This is a genomic window from Variovorax sp. UC122_21, assembly GCF_044056785.1.
Classification (GTDB): Bacteria; Pseudomonadota; Gammaproteobacteria; order Burkholderiales; family Burkholderiaceae_C; genus Variovorax.
In genome coordinates this window covers 6,248,225-6,269,462 of the sequence record NZ_CP172004.1, presented here as the reverse complement: position 1 = coordinate 6,269,462, position 21,238 = coordinate 6,248,225, and the positions used below count along the sequence as shown (strand labels likewise).

The following is a 21,238-nucleotide window of genomic DNA, read 5'->3' as shown; positions in this document are numbered from 1 at the left end:
ATGAAAAAACTGCTTGTCTCCCTCGCGCTCGGCTTGAGCGTGCTTGCCGCCGGCACCACCGGCTTCGCGCAGACGCCCGCGCCCGCCGCCGCCGCTTCGGCACCGGCCGCCGAGGCTCCGGCTGCCGCCGCGCCGGCCGCCGCAGCCGCGGCCGCACCGGCTGCTGCCGCTCCCGCCGCCGCGCCGGCCGCGGCCCCGGCACCCAAGGTCGATTCGGGCGACACCGCCTGGATGCTGACCTCCACGCTGCTCGTGATCCTGATGACCATCCCCGGCCTCGCGCTGTTCTACGGCGGCCTGGGCCGCTCGAAGAACATGCTGTCGGTGCTGATGCAGGTCTTCGTGATCTTCTCGCTGATCAGCATCCTGTGGGCCATCTACGGCTACAGCCTCGCCTTCACGGGTGAAGGAAGCTTCGTCGGTACCTTCGACAAGATCTTCCTCAAGGGCGTGTCGCAGGAGACCTTCGGCGCGCTCACGACGATCCCCGAGTACGTGTTCGTCGCGTTCCAGGGCACCTTCGCCGCCATCACCGTGGCGCTGATCGTCGGCGCCTTCGCCGAACGCGCCAAGTTCTCGGCCGTGCTTCTGTTCTCGGTGCTGTGGTTCACCTTCGCCTACGTGCCGATGGCCCACATCGTCTGGGGCGGCGGCCTGCTCGGCAAGGACGGCGCGCTCGACTTCGCGGGCGGCACCGTGGTGCACATCAACGCCGGTGTGGCCGGCCTGGTCGGTGCCTACATGGTCGGCAAGCGCGTGGGCTACGGCAAGGAAGCCTTCACGCCGCACTCGCTCACGCTCACCATGGTCGGCGCCTCGCTGCTGTGGGTCGGCTGGTTCGGCTTCAACGCCGGCTCGGCGGGTGCCGCCAACGCCGCTGCTGGCCTGGCCTTCGTGAACACGGTGCTCGCCACCGCCGCCGCCGCGCTGTCCTGGATCCTGGGCGAGAGCCTGCACAAGGGCAAGGCCTCGATGCTGGGTGCCGCCTCGGGCGCCGTCGCCGGCCTCGTCGCAGTGACCCCCGCCGCCGGCTTCGTCGGCCCGATGGGTTCGATCGTGCTGGGCCTGCTGGCCGGCCTGGTCTGCCTCTGGGGCGTGGGCGGTCTCAAGCGCATGCTCGGTGCCGACGACGCGTTCGACGTGTTCGGCGTCCACGGCGTGGGCGGTATCCTGGGTGCCATCCTGACCGGCGTGTTCGCGGCCCAGGGCCTCGGCGGTACCGGCGGCCTGACCCCCGACACCTTCTCGATGGGCGCCCAGGTCTGGATCCAGATCAAGAGCGTGCTGTTCACCATCGTCTGGTCCGGCGTCGTGGCGTTCATCGCCTTCAAGATCGCAGACCTGGTGCTCGGCCTGCGTGTGACGGAAGAGGAAGAGCGCGAAGGCCTCGACATCTCGTCGCACGGCGAAACCGCCTACAACCGCTGATCGGAAAAGCTCCGACACGCGACAAGGACACCGCGGGTTCCTCGCTCCAGAGGAAGGGACCCGCGGTCCACCACCAGACCACCACCCTGTTTTTCCAAGGTCCTTCCAAGGTTTCCTGAAGCCCATTTTTTCAGCGAGAGTCTCCTTTGGATGTTCAGCCCGCAAGCACCTCGGTGCGAGCGGGCTTTTTTTTGTCCCCGATCCGGCGCGGCCCGGCGCGGCCCGGTGCGGTCCGACAGCGGCTGGCCGTGGCGCGGGGGCACAATCCCAGGCATGTGGACCCCCCTGGACAACAGCCTCAGCGCCCTCGGCGAATCGCCGTTCTGGCACCCGCAGGAACGCTCCCTGTACTGGCTCGACATTCCCGGCCGCGCGGTGCTGCGCACGCGCGGCGAGATCGGCGCCGGCGGCGCGGTCGAGCGCTGGGACCTGCCGACCGAGCCCGGCTGCATGGCGCCCGCGCGCAGCGGCGGCCTGGTGATCGCGCTGCGCGACGGCATCTACCGCGCGCGGGAATGGGGCGGCGCGCTGTCCGCGATCGCGCGCGTGGAGCACGACGCGGCCACCATGCGCTTCAACGACGGCAAGTGCGACGCGTTCGGCCGCTTCTGGGCCGGCAGCATCAACGAGGCGAAGGACCGCGCCAATGCCGCGCTCTACTGCCTCGACGCGCGCCGCGACGGCGGCCAGTCGCCGATGCTCTCGCAGATGGCCGATGGCGTGACCACGGCCAACGGCCTCGCGTTCTCGCCCGATGCGCGCACGCTCTACTGGGCCGACACGCCGGCCCACGCGGTGCGCGCCTGGGACTGGGATGCCGCGCACAACACGCTCTCGCGCGCCCGCGTCTTCAAGCAGTTCGACGCCAAGCCCGAGGGCTGGTCGCCCGGCTCGGCGCTGGCCTACGGCGGGCGGCCCGACGGCGCCACGGTCGATGCCGAAGGCCACTACTGGGTCGCGATGTTCGAGGGCGCGCAACTGCTGCGCCTCGCGCCCTCGGGCGAGGTCGTGGCGGCCTTCGCGCTGCCGGCGCAATGCCCGACCATGCCCTGCTTCGGCGGCGACGACCTGCGCACGCTGTTCGTCACCACCGCGCGCAAGGGCCGGCCCGAGGCCGAACTGGCGCGCAAGCCCGCCTCGGGCATGGTGCTGTCGACGCGCGTCGAGACGCCGGGACTGCCGGTCCACTTCTTCGAGGATTGAACCCCGGCGTTCGCATGGCCTTGCAGCACATCCCGCCGATCCAGTGCCTCGTGACCTTCGAGGCGCTGGCGCGGCTGCGCCATGCGGGCCGCGCGGCCGACGAGCTCTGCGTGACCGCCAGCGCGGTCAGCCACCGCATCCGCCAGCTCGAGTCGCACGTGGGCTTCAAGCTGTTCGGCCGCGGCGACTTCAGCCTCACGGCCGACGGCGCGGCCTACCTCGCCAACGTGCGCACCGGCCTGGCCGCGCTGCAGGCGCATGCGGGCGGCGGCAACGCGGCGGTGGGCCAGCGCGCCGCCACGCGGCTGCGGCTCGCGGTCACGCCGACCTTCAGCCGCCAGTTCCTCATGCCGCGGCTCGAGCTGTTCCGCAACATCTATCCCGACATCGACCTGGTGCTGCAGGTGTCGATACCGCTGCTCGACGTGACCGCCGAGCCGGCCGACCTCGAGGTGCGCTACGGCAGCGGCAACTACGCCGACTGCGAGCACCGTCCGCTGCTCGAGGAGCTGGTGGTGCCGGCCTGCAGCCCGAGCTACCTCAACGAGTTCGGCCCGTTCCACGGCTTCCGCACCGCGGCCGAGATCGCGGCCGCGCGGCTGATCCGCAGCCCGCTCGAGCCCTGGGGCACCTGGTTCGCGAGCTGCGGCATCGACCAGCCCGAGCCGCGGCTGGGCTCGCAGTTCAACGACCTGGGCCTGGTCTACGACGCGGCCGCGAGCGGCTTCGGCGTGGCGCTGGTGCGCCAGAAGATGGGCGCGGCCTGGTTCGAATCGGGCCGGCTGGTGGCGCTGTCGGAGCACGCGGTGCGCTCGCCGCACCGCCACACGCTGTGCTGGCAGCCGGGCGCGCTCGAGCGCTGGGAATGCGCGGCCTTCGCCGACTGGCTGGTGCAGGCGCTGCGCTGAACACGGCCCCAGCCCGCACCGCGCGGCGAAGATTCCTCAAGCCCGCCGCAAAAATCCTTCAACCCGGAGGCCGCGCATTTCCTTAGAGTGGGGGGCCGGCCCCCGCCAGGCTTCCGCAGAAGAACACCGAGAAGAGACTTCGCCCATGAACGCGCCCCCCGAGCCCGACGCAGCATGCGTCGCTCCAGAAGACAGAACGCCAGTCGCAGGTCGTGCGCGCGCTGCAGGCCCACCTGCCGGCGCATGCGCTGATCTGGCATGCCGAGGACACCACGCCCTACGAGTGCGACGGCCTCACGGCCTACCGCCAGCGGCCGCTGGTGGTGGCGCTGCCCGAGACCGAGGCGCAGGTGGCGGCCGTGCTGCGCACCTGCCACGGGCTGGGCGTGCCGGTGGTGGCGCGCGGCTCGGGCACGGGGCTGTCGGGCGGTGCCATGCCGCACGAGATGGGCGTGACGCTCTCGCTCGCCAAGTTCAACCGCATCCTGAAGATCGACCCGGTCGCGCGCACCGCGCTCGTGCAGTGCGGCGTGCGCAACCTCGCCATCAGCGAGGCGGCCGCGCCCTACAACCTCTACTACGCGCCCGATCCCTCGAGCCAGATCGCCTGCTCGATCGGCGGCAACGTGGCCGAGAACTCGGGCGGCGTGCACTGCCTCAAGTACGGCCTCACGCTGCACAACGTGCTCCAGGTGCGCGGCTTCACGGCCGAGGGCGAGCCGGTGACGTTCGGCGGCGAGGCGCTCGATGCCGCCGGCCTCGACCTGCTGGCGCTGGTGATCGGCAGCGAGGGCATGCTCGCCGTCACCACCGAAGTCACGGTGAAGCTGGTGCCCAAGCCGCAGCTGGCGCGCTGCATCATGGCCAGCTTCGACGACGTGCGCAAAGCCGGCGACGCGGTGGCCGCGGTGATCGCCGCGGGCATCATCCCCGCGGGGCTCGAGATGATGGACAAGCCCATGACCGCCGCCGTCGAGGACTTCGTGCATGCCGGCTACGACCTCGACGCGGCCGCCATCCTGCTGTGCGAATCCGACGGCACGCCCGAGGAGGTCGAGGAGGAAATCGGCCGCATGACGGCCGTGCTGCGCGGCTGCGGCGCCACCGCCATCGCGGTCAGCAACAGCGAGGACGAGCGCATGCGCTTCTGGAGCGGGCGCAAGAACGCCTTTCCGGCCTCGGGCCGCATCAGCCCCGACTACATGTGCCTCGACTCCACCATCCCGCGCAAGCGGCTGGCCGACATCCTGCTCGCGATCCAGGCGATGGAGCAGAAGTACGGCCTGCGCTGCTGCAACGTGTTCCACGCGGGCGACGGCAACCTGCATCCGCTGGTGCTGTTCGATGCCAACGACCCCGACGAGCTGCACCGCTGCGAGCTGTTCGGCGCCGACATCCTCGAGACCAGCGTCGCGATGGGCGGCACCGTCTCGGGCGAGCACGGCGTGGGCGTCGAGAAGCTCAACAGCATGTGCGTGCAGTTCACGGCCGCCGAGAACGAGCAGATGTTCGGCGTCAAGCGCGCCTTCGATCCCGAGGGCATGCTGAACCCCGGCAAGGTGATCCCCACGCTGCAGCGCTGCGCCGAGTACGGCAAGCAGGTGGTGCGCGGCGGCCGGCTGCCGCATCCCGAGCTGCCGAGGTTCTGATGAGCGGCATCGACCACGCACTGGGCCAGGCCGTCGAGCGCATCCGCGCCGCGGCCGCCGACGGCACCGCGCTGCGCATCCGCGGCGGCGGCAGCAAGGATTTCTACGGCGAGGCACCGCGCGGCGAGCTGCTCGACACGCGCGCGCTCGCGGGCATCGCGAGCTACGAACCGAGCGAGCTGGTCGTGACCGTGCGCGCGGGCACGCCGCTGGCCGAGCTCGAGGCGGCGCTGGCCGAGAAGGGCCAGTGCCTGGCCTTCGAGCCGCCGCACTTCGCGGCGGGTGCCACGGTTGGCGGCATGGTCGCCGCGGGCCTCGCGGGCCCGTCGCGCGCCAGCGTGGGCAATGTGCGCGACTACGTGCTCGGCGCCACCCTGGTCAACGGGCGCGGCGAGGTGTTGAGCTTCGGCGGCCAAGTGATGAAGAACGTGGCGGGCTATGACGTCTCGCGCGTGCTCGCGGGTTCGCTCGGCACGCTGGGCCTGATCGCCGAGGTCAGCCTCAAGGTGCTGCCGGTGCCGCCGGCCGAGGCCACGCTGGAGTTCGCCTGCGACCAGGCCGATGCGCTGCGGCTGCTCAACGAATGGGGCGGGCGGCCGCTGCCGCTCAACGCGAGCTGCTGGTTCGACTACGCGGGTGCCGGCGCGCTCTACCTGCGGCTGCGCGGCGCGGTGGCGGCGGTCGAGGCCGCGTGCGCGCACCTCGGCGGCGAACGCAAGGACAAGGAGCGCGCCGCCGCCGACTGGCAGTCGCTGCGCGAGCAGCGCCTGCCGTGGTTCGACACCGCGGCCGGGCCCGATGCGCTGTGGCGCCTGTCGGTGCCTCAGACCGCGCCGGTGCTGGGGCTCGAGGCATTCGGCGCGCCGCTGGTCGAATGGCATGGCGGCCAGCGCTGGTACAAGGCACCGCCCACGCCGGCCGCGGCCGCGCGCATCCGCGAGGCCGCGCGCGCGGCCGGTGGGCATGCGACGCTGTTCCGCCTGCCCGCGAACGATGGGGCCCACGAGGCCGCGGTGCCGCGCTTCGACCGGCTCGAGCCCGCGGTCGAGCGCATCCACCGCGCACTGATGCGCGAGTTCGATCCGCATGCCGTGTTCGACCGCGGCCGCCTGCACGCCTTCGACTGAGCGATCCCCATGCGGCGCCTGCGCTTCCTCACCGGCCGCCATCGCGCGCCCTCGACCAACCACATGCTCGGCCTGCTGCTCGCGTTCAACGCCGGCGCCGTCAATGCGGGCGGCTTCCTGGTGCTGCACATGTACACCTCGCACATGACCGGCTTCACCTCGCAGGTGGCCGACGGCCTGGTGCTCGGCAACACCACGCTGCTGCTCAATGCGCTGGGCGCGATCCTGGCCTTCGTGGCCGGCGCGGCGGTCTCGGCGCTGCTGGTCAACTGGGCGCGCCAGCACCACCTGCGCAGCGTCTACGCGCTGCCGCTGCTGCTCGAGTCGGCGCTGATGCTGCCCTTCGGCCTGATGGGCGCGATCACGCTGACCTGGCACACGCCCTTCGCGGTGCCGCTCACGGTGCTGCTGCTGTCCTTCATCATGGGGCTGCAGAACGCGGTGGGCTCCAAGACCTCGGGCGGCCGCATCCGCACCACCCACATGACCGGCAACCTCACCGACCTCGGCATCGAGCTCGGCAAGCTGCTGTACTGGAACCGCCGCGCGAAGCCCGGCGAAACCCCGGCGGGACCGGTGCGCCACAACGGCGCGCGGCTGCGGCTGTTCGCGGGGCTGGTCGGCATGTTCGTCACGGGCGGCATCGTCGGCGCGGCCGGCTTCACCTACGTCGGCTTCGTCTGCGTGGTGCCGCTCGCGGCGCTGCTGCTGGCGCTGTCGCTGCCGCCCTTCATCGAGGACGTGCGGCGTTCGGCCCACCTGCGCCAGCTGCTCGGCGCGATCCGCCCGCGGCGCAAGAACGACGCTTCCCCCGGCCCCTGAGACAACGACAAGAACCGATCCCCACGATGCAAACCGAGCTCGCTCCCGAATTCCGCGGCACCGACGACGGCCGCGAGGCCGAGGCCATCCTGCGCAAGTGCGTGCACTGCGGCTTCTGCACCGCCACCTGCCCGACCTATCAACTGCTCGGCGACGAGCTCGACGGCCCGCGCGGGCGCATCTACCTGATCAAGCAGGTGCTCGAGGGCCAGGCGCCCACGCGCAGCACGCAGCTGCACCTCGACCGCTGCCTGACCTGCCGCAACTGCGAGAGCACCTGCCCGAGCGGCGTGCAGTACGGCCACCTGGTCGACATCGGCCGGCGCATCGTCGACGAGAAGGTGCCGCGCCCCGCGATGGAATCGGCCACGCGCTGGGTGCTCAAGGAAGGCCTGCCCTCGCCGCTGTTCGGCCCCGCGATGAAGCTGGGCCAGTCGGTGCGCGGCCTGCTGCCCGAGTCACTGCAGGCCAAGGTGCCCGCGAAGCAGGCGGCCGGGGCCTGGCCCACGGCCACGCATGCGCGCAAGGTGCTGATGCTCGCGGGCTGCGTGCAGCCGTCGATGATGCCGAACATCAACACCGCCACCGCGCGCGTGCTCGACGCGGGCGGCATCCAGGCCGTGCTCGCGCCCGAGGCCGGCTGCTGCGGCGCGGTGAAGTTCCACCTCAACGACCAGGAGGGCGGCAAGGCGCAGATGCGCGCCAACATCGACGCCTGGTGGCCGCTGGTCGAACGCAACGAGGTCGAGGCCATCGTGATGAACGCCTCGGGCTGCGGCGTCACGGTGCGCGAATACGGCCACGTGCTGCGCAACGACCCGGCCTACGCGCTGAAGGCCGCGCGCATCAGCGAGCTCACGCGCGACCTCGGCGAGCTGCTGCCCGACCTGGTGCCGGCGCTCAAAGCCCGCGTGCGCGCCACGCCCGGCACCATCGCCTACCACCCGCCCTGCACCCTGCAGCACGGCCAGAAGCTGCGTGGCGGCATCGAGACCCATCTGCGTGCCCTGGGCTTCGACGTGCGCGTGGCGATGAACGAATCGCACCTGTGCTGCGGTTCGGCCGGCACCTACTCGGTGCTGCAGCCCGAGCTCGCCTACCCGCTGCGCGACCGCAAGCTGGGCCACCTGAAGCAGCTGCAGCCGGTGGCGATCGCGTCGGCCAACATCGGCTGCATCACGCACCTGCAAAGCGGCAGCGGCGAGCTGCCGGTGCGGCACTGGGTCGAGCTGCTCGACGCGGCGCTGCAGCCGGCTGCGTGACGGCTCAATCGCAGCGGTAGGTGACTTCGCCCTGCGGCGCGCGGCCCGTGGTCGGCGGCACGAAGCGCAGCGGCGCGCCGAAGTTGCGGCAGTAGGCCTCGGCCTCCTCGGGGCTCGGCGAACGCAGCACGCCGTCGCCGAGCATGGTCACGCGCGGCGCGGTGCGGGTCGCGCAGCCGGCGAGAACGGCCGCCAGGGCCAGGACGATGAGCGGGGCGGCGCGATGGCGCATGGCGTGAACGGCGCCGGGACGGCGGCGTGGAAGTGCGGGAGCCGCCGACTGTAGCGGGTCCGGGCGCGCCGACGCTGCCGGCCGCCTGCGCCCGCGCCGCACACGCTGCCGCGCCCTGGTCCGACTCGCCCGACTGTGGCGCCGCCGCATCATTTCGGCATCCACAGCGCCAAGGAGTACGTCCCATGTCCCGCTCTTCTCCCACCCGTGCCGCGCTTGCCGCCGCCTTCCTGTCGCTCGGTGCCGGTGCCTTCACCAGCGCCCAGGCCCAGTCCGCCATGCCCGCCTGGAAGGGCGAGGGCGCCACGCGCTACGTCTGCGGCGGCATCGGCTCCGACGAGTCGAACGCCATGCGCGCCGCGATGAAGGAACATCCGCTGGCGTTGCTGTTCGCACGCGCCGACGGCGCCTACCTGGCCGATCTGCAGGTCGAGATCAAGGGCGCGGACGGCGCCGCCGCGCTGTCGCTGCGCGCCTCGGGGCCGGTGTGCCTGGTCGACATTCCCGCAGGCCGCTACACCGTGGTCGCGACCACGCAGGGCGGCGAGTCGAAGAGCCAGGCCGTCACGGTCGGCAGCGGCTCGACGACCGCGAGCTTCAGGTACTGAGCGTCAGGCGGAGGCGGCCAGCGCCGCCTCGATGTCGCGCGAGAGCGAGGCCGGCGTGTCGAGCGGCGCATAGCGCTTGAGCACCTGGCCGTCGCGCCCGACCAGGAACTTGGTGAAGTTCCACTTGATGGCGGTGCTGCCCAGCAGGCCCGGCTTCTCCTTCACCAGCCATTGGTACAGCGGCGCGGCGCCGCTGCCGTTGACGTCGATCTTCTCCATCATCTGGAAGCTCACGCCGTAGTTCTTCATGCAGAAGGCGCCGATCTCCTCGTTGGTGCCCGGGTCCTGGCCGCCGAACTGGTTCGACGGGAAGCCCAGCACCGCGAGGCCCTGGTCCGCGTACTTCTCGTGCAACTGCTCGAGGCCCGCGAACTGCGGCGTGAAGCCGCACTTGCTCGCGGTGTTGACGATGAGCAGCACCTTGCCCTTGTAGGCGGAGAGATTCACCGGCTGGCCGTCGATCTGCCTGGCCTCGAAGTCGTAGACGCTGGTCATGGGGATGTCCTCAGGGGGGTCGAAGGAGCGCGATCTTCGCTCGCGGCGGGCGTTCGCGCAAACGAGGACCAGACCGCGGCCGCCACGATCAGCGCGCCGCCCGCGAGGATGCGCGAGTTCATCGTGGCCGCGCCCAGCGCCACCGACGACACGCTCGCGAACAGCACCTCCGACAGCATGATCACCGCCGTCGCGCTGGCGGCCAGCCGCGCGGCGCCGTACTGCAGGCAGACGTTCGCGATCACGAAGCCGAAGCCCAGCAGCGCGGCCCAGCCGATCCAGCCCGGCGAAGCGGTGGTGGGCGGCGCGAAGGCGCCGAGCGCGGTGCCGGCCAGCGCGGCCGTGCCCGCCACCACCGCGCAGCCGCAGAACATCGCGAGCGCGCGCGATTCGCCGGGCGCCGCGCGCAGCTGGCGCAGCACGATGTTGGTGACCGCGAAGCCGAAGCCCGCCGCCACGCCGAGCCAGTCGGGCAGGCTCGAGGGCACGGGCCAGTCGGTGCCCGGCGTCTTGAGCACCACCGCCACGCCGGCCAGCGCCAGCGCCACGCGCGCCAGCGATCCGCCCGTGGGCCGCTCGCCCAGCACCGCCCAGCCCAGCAGCACGCTCCACAGCGGCATCAGGTAGAACAGCAGCACCACGCGCACCACGTCGCCCTGCGTCACGGCCCAGTTGAAGCCCACGTTGGTGAAGCCGGCCGCGAGGCCCAGCAGCACCAGCATCGGATGGGCCGCGAAGCCGGCCCAGGCGCCGCGGCGCAGCAGGCCCACCACGGTGGCGATCGCGAGGTAGATCAGGCAGGTGGTCCACACCGGATGCAGGCCATGGCCTTCGATGTGGCGGAACGGAAACCACGACAGCCCCCAGACGAAGGCATTGAAGATCAGGGCGAGGGCGGGCATCGGGCGGGCAAACCGCCGAGCATAGCGGTCCCTCGGTGCGGCCGCCGCCGGGCCGCCCCAAGGCGGGCCGCGTGTCCCCCTCGGGGGGAGTTACACGACCGAAGGGCGTGAAAAGCCGGGGGGCTCAGTGATGCTTGTCGCTGCGGGCGATGGCCAGCAGGTGCTCGACTTCCTCGGGATACTTCTTGAGGTTGTTCTCGTGCCAGCGCTTGATGATCCACATGCAGCCCGCCACCACGAGGCCGAAGGCGCTGATCGCGCCGTAGGCCGACAGGCCCAGCCCGGTGCACACGCTGTAGAAGCCGCCGAGCAGCAGGATGCAGGCCTGCTCGTTGAAGTTCTGCACCGCGATCGAGCGGCCGGCGCCCATCAGGTTGTGGCCGCGGTGCTGCAGCAGCGCGTTCATCGGCACCACCAGGAAGCCGCCGAGCCCGCCCAGGATGATGAGGAAGGGCACCGCCAGCCACACGTTGCCGATGAAGTTCATGCAGATCACCATCAGCCCCATCGCGATGCCCATCGGGATCACGCGCGTGGCCATGTCCAGCCGCATGCGCATCGAGGCCACGATGGCGCCCACCGCGGTGCCGATGGTCACCACGCCCGTGAGGGCCGAGGCCTGCGTGGTGTTGTAGCCCAGCGCCAGCGAGGCCCAGGCCAGCACGATGTACTTGAGGTTGCCGCCCGCGCCCCAGAACAGGGTGGTGGTGGCCAGCGAGATCTGGCCGAGGCGGTCGCGCCACAGGCGCGCGTTGCAGTGCCAGAAGTCGGGCAGCAGGCCGACCAGGTTGCGCGCCAGGCTGTGCTCGGGGTTGGAGCGCATGGGGGCGCATTTCGACGCCGGTGTGGGGGATGCGCGTGTTGAACCAGGCCGCGATCATGTAGACCACGATCAGCACCGTGAGCGCGGCCTCGGCCGGCGAGTCGATGCCGGTGTCGAAGAAGGGCATGTCGAAGGCCAGCAGCTTGCTCGACACCGCATGGCCCACCAGCGTGCCGCCGAGCACGATGCCCAGCAGGATCGAGGCGATCGTCAGGCCCTCGATCCAGCCGTTGGCCTTGACCAGCTGCGAGGCCGGCAGCAGCTCGGTGAGGATGCCGTACTTGGCCGGCGAATAGGCCGCCGCGCCCAGCCCGACGATCGAATAGGACAGAAGCGGGTGCGAGCCGAACAGCATCATCAGGCAGCCGAACACCTTGATGGCGTTGCTGATGAACATCACCCGGCCCTTGGGCAACGCGTCGGCGAAGGCGCCCACCAGCGGCGCGAGCACCACGTAGAAGACCGCGAAGATCGGCACCAGCGCCGCGCGCTGCCATTCGGGCGCGCCGGCGCTTCGCATGAGATCGACCGCAACGACGAAGAGCGCTTGGTCGGCCAGCGACGAAAAGAACTGGGCCGACATGATCGTGTAGAAACCGCGCTTCATCGATGGGCTGGCTGGCCAGGGGGTCGCTGGCAGTAGTGAAAAAGTGTCGCCCGGAAGGCGAATGGGCGGTTATAGCATGGGGGTACGACAGCTCCTGCAGGCGGCTTCTGCGTATTCGACCCCATTCCCGAAGATGCTAAAACGTGGTCTGCAATTCGTTTTCAAAGACCCTTCGCCATGCCCCGCCCCATTCTCGCCACGGTTCACACCGACAGCTTGCGCCACAACCTCGAACGCGTGCGCCGCAATGCGCTCGATTCCCGCGTCTGGGCGGTGGTCAAGGCCAATGCCTACGGCCACGGCATCGAGCGCGTCTACGAGGGGCTGCGCGGCGCCGACGGCTTCGCGCTGCTCGACCTGGCCGAGGCGCAACGCGTGCGCGCGCTGGGCTGGCGCGGGCCGGTGCTGCTGCTCGAGGGCGTGTTCGAGGCGCGCGACCTCGAGCTGTGCTCGCGGCTCGACCTGTGGCACACGGTGCACTGCGACGAGCAGATCGACATGCTCGCGGCCCACAAGACCCTGCAGCCGCACCGCGTATTCCTCAAGATGAACTCGGGCATGAACCGCCTGGGCTTCACGCCCGAGCGCTTCGCCGCCGCCTGGACCCGCCTCAACGCGCTGACCCAGGTCGACGAGATCTCGTTGATGACCCACTTCAGCGACGCCGACGGCGAGCGCGGCATCGCGCACCAGGTCGAGGCCTTCGAGCGCGCCGCGCGCGACCTGCCCGGCGAGCGTTCCATCGCCAACAGCGCCGCCACCCTGCGCCATGCCGACAGCACGCGCGCCGACTGGGTGCGCCCCGGCATCGTGCTGTACGGCAGCGCCCCCGACTTCCCGGCCAACGATGCCGCCCACTGGCAGCTGCAGCCCACCATGACGCTGTCGACGAAGCTGATCGGCGTGCAGACCCTGCAACCGGGCGACACCATCGGCTACGGCTCGCGCTTCACGGCCGAGGCGCCGCTCAGGATCGGCATCGCGGCGGTCGGCTATGCCGACGGCTACCCGCGCCACTGCGACACCGGCACCCCGGTGCTGGTCAACGGCGTGCGCACGCGCATGGTCGGGCGCGTCAGCATGGACATGATCACGGTCGACCTCACGCTCGTGCCCGACGCGCAGTTCGGCACCGAGGTCACGCTGTGGGGCCGCTCGGCCGTCAACGATGCGGTGCTGCCCATCGACGAGGTGGCGCGGGCCGCGGGCACCGTGGGCTACGAGCTGATGTGCGCGGTGGCCCAGCGCGTGCCCTTCGCACCCGAGACCGTCGACCACGACCGATGAAGGTCCTCTCCAACTGGCGCTCGGTGCGCCTTTGGGAGACGCAGGTCGAGCGCGACCTGCACCGCCACCACAGCCTGCGCACGCACGGCATCCTGATCGGCACTTTCACGCTGCTGCTGATGTGGGGCGCCTCGGCGCTGCAGATGCACCTGCTGGGCGTGCAGTCGCTGGCGGTGCGCTACTTCATGACCCTGGGCGTGGGCTACCTCGGCTACCTGCTGGTGTTGCGCTGGTGGGCGCAGCGGCTGGTGGAGGGGCGCGCCGACCTCGGTGACGCGGTCGATGCGGGCGATGCCGGCGAGCTGGCCTTCGACGCGGGCAGCGCGCTCGCGCGCTCGGGCGCCAGCGCGGACGGCGGCCTGCTGTCCGATGCCGCCAGCGGCGCGCTCGATGTCGCCGGCGGTGCCGACGAGGGCGCCGTGGTGGTCGTGCCGGTGGTCGCGATCTTCCTGATCTGCATCGCCGTCGTGCTCGGCGCCGGCTCGCTGGTGCTGCTGTATTTCAGCTGGGACGCGCTGCTGGCCGTGGCGATCGAGGTGGCGTTCTCGTACGCCTCGGCGCGCGCCGCGGTGCGCGTGGCGCGCGAGGGCTGGCTCATGGCGGCGGTGCGGCTGACCTGGAAGCCGCTGCTGGGCGCGGTCGCCTGCGCGGTGATCCTCGGCGCCGCTCTCGACCACTTCCTGCCCGAGGCGCGCAGCCTGCCCGCGGCGGTGCGCATGCTGCTCGGGCGCTGAGGCCGGAGCCCGCGCCGTGGACCTGCGCACCCTGCGCTACTTCATCGCCGTGCTCGAGGCCGGCAGCCTCTCTCGCGCCGCGGGCACGCTCTACATCGCGCAGCCGGCGCTCACGGCGCAGATCAAGAAGCTCGAGGCCGAGCTCGGCGCGCAGCTGTTCGAGCGTTCGCACGCGGGCGTCACGCCCACGCCCGCGGGCCTGCAGCTCTACGAGGACGCGCGGCGCCTGCTGTCCGATGCCGATGCGGTGCGAGAGCGCATCCAGCGGCTGCCGCAGGGCCCCGAGGGCTCGGTCACGGTGGCCGTGCCCTTCCTGCTGGCCTCGCTGCTGCTCGGGCCGGTGCTGGCCGAGCTCAAGGCCTCGCATCCGCGCATCCGCGTGTTCGTGCTCGACGACCTGAGCCTGATGGTGAGAAAGGCCATGCTCGACCGCCGCGCCGACGTCGGCATCCTGGTCGACACGCCGCAGGTCGAGGGCCTGGCCTGCCGCCCGCTCGCGCGCGAGGCCATCTTCGCCTGCGGCTTCGACCGCGACGCCAGCGTGGCGCCGCGCCTGCGCGCCGGCCGGCGCGGCAAGGCCCGGAGCGCGCCGCGGCCCGAGATCGATTTCGCCGACGCGGCCCGGCTGCCGCTGGTGCTGCAGTCGCGCCGCTTCGCGATCCGCCAGCGCGTGGAGGAGGCCGCGGCCACGCTCGGCGTGGCGCTCAACCTCGCGCACGAGCACGACTCGGCGCGCGTGATCCGCTCGCTCTACGTCTGCGGCGCCGGCTTCACCTTCACGCCGGCCTGCGCGCTGTCGGACAACCCGCCCGCGGGCGAAGGCTGGATCGCGGCGCGCGTGGTGCGGCCCGCGCTGCAGCGCAGCTACTTCATCGCCACGCCGGCCGACCGCGCGCCCGATCCCGCCGCGCGGGTGGTGGCGCGTTCGCTCGTGCGGCAGGCCGCGCGGCTGATCGCCGAGGGCCGCTGGGAGGCCGAGCTGCTGGCCGAGGTCGAGCCCGAGGCATAGCGCGACGCGCTTCTCGCGAGCCGGGCCATCAATGCGATTGATGGCTCGGCATCAGCAAACGGTATTTCCTGTGCCGGGCCGCTTTGGCGGACAGTGGCGCATCGCATGCACGAACGCATGCCTGCATCCAGGAGACACCCTTGCCCCAGACCACCCCCCGGGTCGCCAACGTCGGCGAACTCGTTTCGCGCTGCGCGCGCCTGCACGGCCCGCGGATCGCGCTGCGCACCGAATCCCGCAGCCTCAGCTACGAGGCGCTCGACCGCCGCTCCAACCGGCTCGCCAACGCGCTGCTGGGGCTCGGCCTCGCGCGCGGCGACCGCGTCGGCATCTACCTGCCGAACTGCATCGAGATCGTCGAGGTCGAGCTGGCCTGCTACAAGGCCGCGCTGGTCAAGGCGCCGTTCAATGCGCGGCTCTCGCCCGCCGAGGTCGGCGAGATCGTCGCCAACAGCGGCGCCGCGCTGATCGTCACCACGGCCGAGCGTGCCGAAGCCTTCCTGCCGCACCTGAAGGGCGACGCGCGCCCCATGCTGCTGTTCGTCGACGTGCCCGAGGGCGACGCCGCCTCCTACGAGGGCGCGCTCGGCCGCGCCAGCGACGCCTTCGAGGCCGCGCGCGTCGAGGCCGACGAGCTCGCGGTGCTGCACTACACCTCGGGCTCCTCGGGCGTGCTCAAGGCCGCGATGCAGACCTTCGGCAACCGGCTCGCGCAGCTGCGCAAGTTCCTCGTGCGTTCCGAGGGCATGCGCGAAGGCCACCTGCTGGGCCTGGTCGGCCCGGTCACCCATGCCTCGGGCATGCAGATCGTGCCCGCGCTGTGCAGCGGCGCCACCATCCGGCTGTTCGCGGGCTTCGAGCCCGGCCGCTTCCTCGCCGACATGAAGGCCGAGCGCGTGACCCACACCTTCATGGTGCCGACCATGATCAACATGCTGCTGGCCGAGCTCGAGGGCCGCTACCGCCCGCTGCCCGACCTGCAGCGCCTGGGCTACGGCGCCGCGCCGATGGCGCCCGCGCGCATCCTGCGCGCCATGGACGTGTTCGGCCCGGTGCTGTCGCAGGGCTACGGCGCGGGCGAAACCACCTCGGGCGTCTGCGGCCTCGGCGTGGAGGACCACCTGTTCGCGCGCGCCGCCGCGCCCGAGCGGCTGGCCTCGTGCGGCCGGCCCTTCCTCGAGTCGCTGGTGGAGATCGTCGACGACGCGGGCCAGCCCGTGGCCAGCGGCGAGATCGGCGAGATCGTGGTCAGCGGCCCCGACGTGTTTGCCGGCTACTGGCGCGCGCCCGAGCTCACGGCCGAGGTGCTGAAGAACGGCCGCTACCACACGGGCGATCTCGCGCGCGCCGACGACCAGGGCTTCGTGTACATCGTCGACCGCAAGAAGGACATGGTGATCAGCGGCGGCTTCAACGTCTATCCCTCGGAGGTCGAGGCCGTGCTCTACCAGCACGAGGCCGTCGCCGATGCCTGCGTGTTCGCCGTGCCTGACGACAAGTGGGGCGAGGCCGTGGCCGCGCACGTGGTGCTCAAGCCCGGCCATGCGCTCGATACGGGCGCGCTCGATGCCTTCTGCGCCGAGCGGCTCGGCGGCTTCAAGCGGCCGCGCCGCGTGGAGTTCGTGGGCGCGCTGCCGAAGAACCCGAACGGCAAGGTCGCGCGCAAGGCGATCCAGGCGCCGTACTGGGCCGGCCAGAGCCGCATGGTCAACTGAAGGAAGGCACGGACATGAACGCATCCCTCCCGCCGTCCGGCGCCCATGCGCGCCCCTTCGAAGGTTCCGCGCGCGCGGCCGAGCTGATCGCGCGCATCGAGGACTTCCTGCACGGCGAGCTCGCCGACCTGGTGCGCGCGCACGGCATCGACCACGAGCACGGCGCGAGCCGCGAGCTGCTGCGGCAGGTCTGGCGCCGCTCGCAGGCACTGGGCTTCTACGGCATGACCCTGCCCGAAGCCATGGGCGGGCTCGGCCTCTCGGTGCTCGACCACGTGCTCGTCAAGGAAGCGATCTATGCGAGCGGCTCGCCGCTGGCGCCGCACGTGCTCGGCGAGCTCAGCGGCCCGCCGCGCGTGGGTGCGCTGGTGCGCAAGGCCACGCCGCACCACATGGAGCGCTTCATCGTGCCGGTGGCGCGCGCCGAGAAGGCGATCTGCTTCGCGCTGACCGAGGCCGAGGCCGGCTCCGACGCGGGCGCGGTGCAGACGCGCGCCGTGCGCGAGGGCGAACACTTCGTGCTCAACGGCCGCAAGCGCTTCATCTCGGGCTCGCCCTTCGCCGACTTCGCGGTGCTGATGGCCTCCACCGCGAGCGACCCGGCGCAGCGCGAGGTCAGCGCGTTCTTCGTCGACCTCACGCAGCCCGGCGTGCGCGTGGAGGCCGGCTACAAGACCATGGCCGGCCAGTCGCACACCGGCGACATCGTGCTCGAGGACTGCCGCATCCCGGTGGCGAACCTCGTGGGCGAACCCGGCCGCGGCCTCGCGCTCGCGCTCGGGCGCATCACGGTCAATCGCCTGCTGCACTGCCCCGCGATGGTGGGGCTGGCCGCGGTGGCGCTGCGCGATGCCTGCGAGTACGCGAGCCAGCGGCGCCAGTTCGGCCGCGCCATCGGCCAGTTCCAGGCGATCCAGCACCTGCTCGCCGACATGGCGACCGAGCTGGCGGCCGCGCGCGCGCTGATGCTCGCGACCGCGCGCCAGATCGACGCCGGCTCGGAGGCGCGCGCCGAGGCCTCGATGGCCAAGCTGTTCTGCTCCGAGTCGGCCTTCCGCATCGCCGACCGCGCGGTGCAGATCCACGGCGGCGAGGGCATCGTGCAGGGCCGGCGCGTGGAGTTCCTGTTCCGCATGCTGCGCATGTACCGCGTGCTGACCGGCACCAGCGAGATCCAGCGCAACACCATCGCGCGCGAGCTGCTCGGCGAGCTTTCGAGCTGAACGCCTCGACCAAGAACGACAAGGAGACAACCCCATGTGCTTCACGGACCGCCGACGCTTCCTCGGCACCGCTTCCGCCGCGCTGGCCGCCTTCGCGCTGCCGGCCGCCTCGCGTGCCCGCGCGGCCGCCGCGCCCTGGCCCGAGCGCCCGATCAAGTGGGTCGTGCCCTACCTCGCGGGCACCGGCCCCGACATCACGGCGCGCGTGCTCGCCGAGGCCGTGGGCCCGCTGCTGGGCCAGCCGGTGGTGATCGAGAACAAGGGCGGTGCCGGCGGCAACATCGGCGCGCGGCTGGTGGCGCGCGCGCCGGCCGACGGCTACACCTGGATCTACTCGGCCGCGCCGATGGCGGCCAACATGCGCATGTACCGCAGCCCCGGCTACGACGCGCTCAAGGACTTCCGCCACATCATGCGGCTCACCACCTCCGACATCGTGCTGGTGGTGCATGCCGACGCGGGCATCGCGAGCCTGTCCGATCTGGCCGCGAAGGCGCGGGCCCAGCCCGGCAAGCTCGACTACGCCTCGGGCGGCGTCGGCACGCCCTCGCACCTCGGCGTGGAGCTGCTGCTGAGCGCGCTCGGCGCGCAGGCCACGCACGTGCCCTACAAGGGCGCCTCGGAACTGGTCAACGCGATCCTTGGCCGGCAGGTGGTGTTCGGCACGCCGATCCTGTCGGTGGCCTATCCGCAGATCCAGGCCGGCAAGCTCAGGGCGCTCGCGATCGCGGGCGCGCGCCGCAACCCCTCGCTGCCCGAAGTGCCCACCTTGGCCGAGCTCGGCGTGAAGGGCGTCGAGCTGACCTCCTGGGGCGGCATCTCGGTGCCGGCCGGCACGCCCGATGCGATCGCCGAGCGCATTCGCGTGGCCTTCGAGAAGGCGCTCGCGCAGCCCGCGGTGCAGGCCACGCTGGCCGAGAACGGCGGCCTGGCCAGCCCGCAGGGCGCCGTCGACTACACGCGCGGCTTCACGCAGGAGATGGCGCTGACCGAGGCGATGATGAAGCAGGCGGGCTTGCAGCCGCAGTGAAAGCGGACTTCCGGACGCAGAGGACGCAAAGGTTTCGCGAAAGACGCGAAAGAGAAGAAATTTCTTGCGGTTTCTTTTGCGCTCTTTGCAAAACCTTCGCGTCCTCTGCGTCCGGTTCCCGCATTCAGCCCTCGGTCCCTAGCCGCGCTACCAAGTGATCGATCAGCACCCGGCACTTGGGCACCGTGAAGCGGTTCGGCGGATAGAGGATCCACGCATGGCCGTGGTAGTTGCCGCGGAACTCCCAGTCGCCGAGCACGCGCGCCACGCGGCCGTCGCTCAGCGCCTGCTGCGCCGAGAAGGCCGGCACGCAGGCCACGCCCAGGCCGGCCGTCGCGGCCTCCATGCGCATCTCGCTGTGGTTGGCGATGTAGCGGCCGTGCACCGTCACTTCCACGTCGTCCTCGCCGGGGCGGCTGAAGCGCCAGTGGTTGTCGCGTTCGTGCTCGCCCAGCGACAGGCAGCTGTGGGCCGCGAGATCGCGTGGATGCGCGATGGCCGCGTGGCCCTCGAGGTACGCGGGCGCGGCCACCAGGATGTGCGCCACCGCCATCAGCCGGCGCGCCACCAGCCCCTCGGGCGGCTCGGTGGTGAGCCGCACCACGAGGTCCACGCCCTCGCGGATCGGATCGATGTCGCGGTCCTCCACGATCAGCTGCACGTCGACCGCGGGATGGCGCGCGAGGAAGTCCAGCACCAGCGGATGCAGCACCCGGCGCGCGAAGGCCTTGGGCGCGCTCAACCGCACCAGCCCGCGCGGCTCGGCCGAGAAGCGCTGCGCCAGCGCCATCGTGTCCTGCGCCGCGGCCGCCAGTTCGCGGCAGCGTTCGAAGGCCTCGGCGCCGGCCTCGGTCAGGCGCAGCTGGCGCGTGGTGCGCTGCAGCAGCTGCACGCCGATCTCCTTCTCGAGCCGCTTCACCTGCCGGCTCGCGGCCGAGGGCGTGATGCCCAGCAGGTCGGCCGCGGCCGAGAAGCTGCCGAGCTCGGCCACGCGCAGGAAGGCCACCATCTCGGGCAGTACCTTGAGGAATGAATTCGGTCCCACGGTGCAACAGTCCTGTTCCTGCGGATGGCTACCCGCCGCGATCGAGGCCCGGAACAATTCCGCCTCGGTCCCCGCGCATGGCGCGCGGGCATCGGCATCGAACAGGCGGAGTATGGATTCAAAGCGCGCGGGCGGCATCGCCCTCACCCCCGGCGGCATGCCGGCCCGGCCCGGCTTCGGCATGGCCGAACTCATGCTGCTGCTGGTGGCGGCGGTCTGGGGCGGCAGCTACGCGGTCGCCAAGCAGGCCACCCTGCAGTTGCCGGTGCTCGAATTCATCGCGCTGCGCTTCGGCCTGACCTTCCTCGTGCTGCTGCCCGCGCTGCGCCCGCTCGTCGGGCCGCGGTGGCGGCAGGGGCTCGCGGTGGGCGGACTGCTGGGCGCGAACCTGCTCGCGATCTTCGTCTGCGAGACCTTCGGCGTCTCGCTCACCAGCGCGAGCAACGCCGCCTTCCTGATCAGCCTGTGCGTGGCCTTCACGCCGCTGGCCGAATGGTGGCTGCTCGGCGAGCGGCCCGCGCCGCGCGTGTTCGCGGCCGCGGCGATCTCGCTCGCGGGCGCCGCGCTGCTGTCGCTGAGCGCGCATGCCTCGGCCAGCTCGGCCGGCCTGGGCTGGGGCGATGCGCTGATGGTCGCGGCCGCCGTGCTGCGCGCCCTCATGGTCTGCCTGACGCGCCGCCTCGCGGGCCGCCATGCGCTGCCGGCGCTCACGCTGACGGCGGTGCAGGCGGGCACCATGGCGCTGGGCGCGGCCGTGCTGGCGCTCGCGGTGTCGGGCGGTGCCTGGCATGTGCCGCCGGCCACGGCCTCGTTCTGGTGGGGCATGGCCTACCTCGTGCTGCTGTGCACCGTGTTCGCCTTCTTCGCGCAGAACCATGCGGCCTCGCGCACCAGCCCGAGCCGGGTGTCGCTGCTGATGGGCAGCGAGCCGGTGTTCGGCGCGCTGATCGCGGTCTGGGGCTTCGGCGAACGGGTCGGCCCCGGCGGCTGGATCGGCGGCGCGATGATCGTCGCGGCCGCGTGGTGGGTCACGCTGCCGCCGCGCCGAGCTTGAGCCGCCCGGCATGGCATCCTCGGCGCGCATGACCGATTTCTCCGTGGCCCATGGCCCCCCACACCCTGCGGGGCT

General features: G+C 71.7%; 19 protein-coding genes and 1 pseudogene. 15 read left to right on the top strand and 5 right to left on the bottom strand.

Annotated elements, in window-relative coordinates; all coding sequences use genetic code 11:
- The 7 genes from ACHMXE_RS42300 to glcF all read left to right on the top strand — a co-directional run bounded on the left by ACHMXE_RS42300 (window position 1) and on the right by glcF (window position 8,399).
- Entirely contained in the window at window positions 1-1,428 is a 1,428-nt protein-coding gene (locus tag ACHMXE_RS42300) for an ammonium transporter (RefSeq protein WP_203203701.1), read from the top strand.
- Between the two features lie 273 nt (window positions 1,429-1,701).
- On the top strand, window positions 1,702-2,631 hold the full coding sequence (locus ACHMXE_RS42295) for an SMP-30/gluconolactonase/LRE family protein (protein ID WP_395349406.1): 930 nt from the start codon (window positions 1,702-1,704) through the stop codon (window positions 2,629-2,631).
- A gap of 14 nt (window positions 2,632-2,645) precedes the next feature.
- Window positions 2,646-3,539 (top strand): LysR substrate-binding domain-containing protein, encoded by an 894-nt coding sequence (locus ACHMXE_RS42290; protein WP_209540410.1) that lies wholly within the window; start codon window positions 2,646-2,648, stop codon window positions 3,537-3,539.
- A gap of 212 nt (window positions 3,540-3,751) precedes the next feature.
- Complete coding sequence (locus ACHMXE_RS42285) at window positions 3,752-5,188, top strand: FAD-linked oxidase C-terminal domain-containing protein (protein ID WP_395349404.1); 1,437 nt, start codon at window positions 3,752-3,754, stop codon at window positions 5,186-5,188.
- Complete coding sequence (gene glcE / locus ACHMXE_RS42280) at window positions 5,188-6,315, top strand: glycolate oxidase subunit GlcE (protein WP_395349403.1); 1,128 nt, start codon at window positions 5,188-5,190, stop codon at window positions 6,313-6,315. The genes ACHMXE_RS42285 and glcE overlap by 1 nt, the downstream gene beginning before the upstream one ends.
- Before the next feature lie 9 nt (window positions 6,316-6,324).
- Window positions 6,325-7,137 carry a YoaK family protein gene (locus tag ACHMXE_RS42275; protein ID WP_203203706.1) on the top strand — a complete coding sequence of 271 codons (813 nt, stop codon included), beginning with the start codon at window positions 6,325-6,327 and terminating at the stop codon, window positions 7,135-7,137.
- Window positions 7,138-7,163: 26 nt separating this feature from the next.
- On the top strand, window positions 7,164-8,399 hold the full coding sequence (glcF, locus tag ACHMXE_RS42270; RefSeq protein ID WP_395349402.1) for a glycolate oxidase subunit GlcF: 1,236 nt from the start codon (window positions 7,164-7,166) through the stop codon (window positions 8,397-8,399).
- A 4-nt stretch (window positions 8,400-8,403) separates the two neighbouring features.
- Here the strand turns inward: glcF and ACHMXE_RS42265 are convergent, their stop codons facing one another.
- Window positions 8,404-8,631 carry a hypothetical protein gene (locus ACHMXE_RS42265; RefSeq protein ID WP_203203708.1) on the bottom strand — a complete coding sequence of 76 codons (228 nt, stop codon included), beginning with the start codon at window positions 8,629-8,631 and terminating at the stop codon, window positions 8,404-8,406.
- A gap of 185 nt (window positions 8,632-8,816) precedes the next feature.
- On the opposite strand from ACHMXE_RS42265, the gene ACHMXE_RS42260 reads away from it, so the two are divergent.
- Window positions 8,817-9,239 carry a carboxypeptidase regulatory-like domain-containing protein gene (locus ACHMXE_RS42260; RefSeq protein ID WP_395349401.1) on the top strand — a complete coding sequence of 141 codons (423 nt, stop codon included), beginning with the start codon at window positions 8,817-8,819 and terminating at the stop codon, window positions 9,237-9,239.
- Between the two features lie 3 nt (window positions 9,240-9,242).
- Here ACHMXE_RS42260 and ACHMXE_RS42255 read toward each other — a convergent pair whose 3' ends face one another.
- The 3 genes and pseudogenes from ACHMXE_RS42255 to lplT all read right to left on the bottom strand — a co-directional run bounded on the left by ACHMXE_RS42255 (window position 9,243) and on the right by lplT (window position 12,066).
- Window positions 9,243-9,734: a glutathione peroxidase gene (locus tag ACHMXE_RS42255; RefSeq protein WP_395349400.1), complete on the bottom strand. Its 492-nt coding sequence runs from the start codon at window positions 9,732-9,734 to the stop codon at window positions 9,243-9,245.
- Window positions 9,731-10,636, bottom strand: a complete 906-nt coding sequence (locus ACHMXE_RS42250) for a DMT family transporter (protein ID WP_395349399.1) — start codon at window positions 10,634-10,636, stop codon at window positions 9,731-9,733. Before ACHMXE_RS42250 ends, ACHMXE_RS42255 begins: the two co-directional genes overlap by 4 nt.
- Window positions 10,637-10,760: 124 nt before the next feature.
- A pseudogene (gene lplT, locus ACHMXE_RS42245) lies at window positions 10,761-12,066 on the bottom strand (lysophospholipid transporter LplT).
- Window positions 12,067-12,243: 177 nt separating this feature from the next.
- Here lplT and alr point away from each other — a divergent pair.
- From alr to ACHMXE_RS42215, 6 genes are all read left to right on the top strand, one after another.
- A complete protein-coding gene (alr, locus tag ACHMXE_RS42240) occupies window positions 12,244-13,353 on the top strand; it encodes an alanine racemase (protein WP_395349398.1) in 1,110 nt (369 codons plus the stop codon).
- On the top strand, window positions 13,350-14,087 hold the full coding sequence (locus tag ACHMXE_RS42235) for a hypothetical protein (RefSeq protein WP_395349397.1): 738 nt from the start codon (window positions 13,350-13,352) through the stop codon (window positions 14,085-14,087). The genes alr and ACHMXE_RS42235 overlap by 4 nt, the downstream gene beginning before the upstream one ends.
- Window positions 14,088-14,103: 16 nt before the next feature.
- A complete protein-coding gene (locus ACHMXE_RS42230; RefSeq protein WP_395349396.1) occupies window positions 14,104-15,096 on the top strand; it encodes a LysR family transcriptional regulator in 993 nt (330 codons plus the stop codon).
- Window positions 15,097-15,236: 140 nt separating this feature from the next.
- Window positions 15,237-16,811: an AMP-binding protein gene (locus ACHMXE_RS42225; RefSeq protein ID WP_395349395.1), complete on the top strand. Its 1,575-nt coding sequence runs from the start codon at window positions 15,237-15,239 to the stop codon at window positions 16,809-16,811.
- 14 nt (window positions 16,812-16,825) lie between these two features.
- Window positions 16,826-18,034: an acyl-CoA dehydrogenase family protein gene (locus tag ACHMXE_RS42220; protein ID WP_395349394.1), complete on the top strand. Its 1,209-nt coding sequence runs from the start codon at window positions 16,826-16,828 to the stop codon at window positions 18,032-18,034.
- A 34-nt stretch (window positions 18,035-18,068) separates the two neighbouring features.
- Window positions 18,069-19,064, top strand: a complete 996-nt coding sequence (locus ACHMXE_RS42215) for a tripartite tricarboxylate transporter substrate binding protein (protein ID WP_395349393.1) — start codon at window positions 18,069-18,071, stop codon at window positions 19,062-19,064.
- Between the two features lie 124 nt (window positions 19,065-19,188).
- On the opposite strand, the gene ACHMXE_RS42210 is transcribed toward ACHMXE_RS42215, so the two are convergent.
- A complete protein-coding gene (locus ACHMXE_RS42210; protein WP_209540424.1) occupies window positions 19,189-20,109 on the bottom strand; it encodes a LysR substrate-binding domain-containing protein in 921 nt (306 codons plus the stop codon).
- 112 nt (window positions 20,110-20,221) lie between these two features.
- Here ACHMXE_RS42210 and ACHMXE_RS42205 point away from each other — a divergent pair, with 112 nt between their 5' ends.
- A complete protein-coding gene (locus tag ACHMXE_RS42205; RefSeq protein ID WP_395349392.1) occupies window positions 20,222-21,163 on the top strand; it encodes a DMT family transporter in 942 nt (313 codons plus the stop codon).
- Window positions 21,164-21,238: the final 75 nt, after the last annotated feature.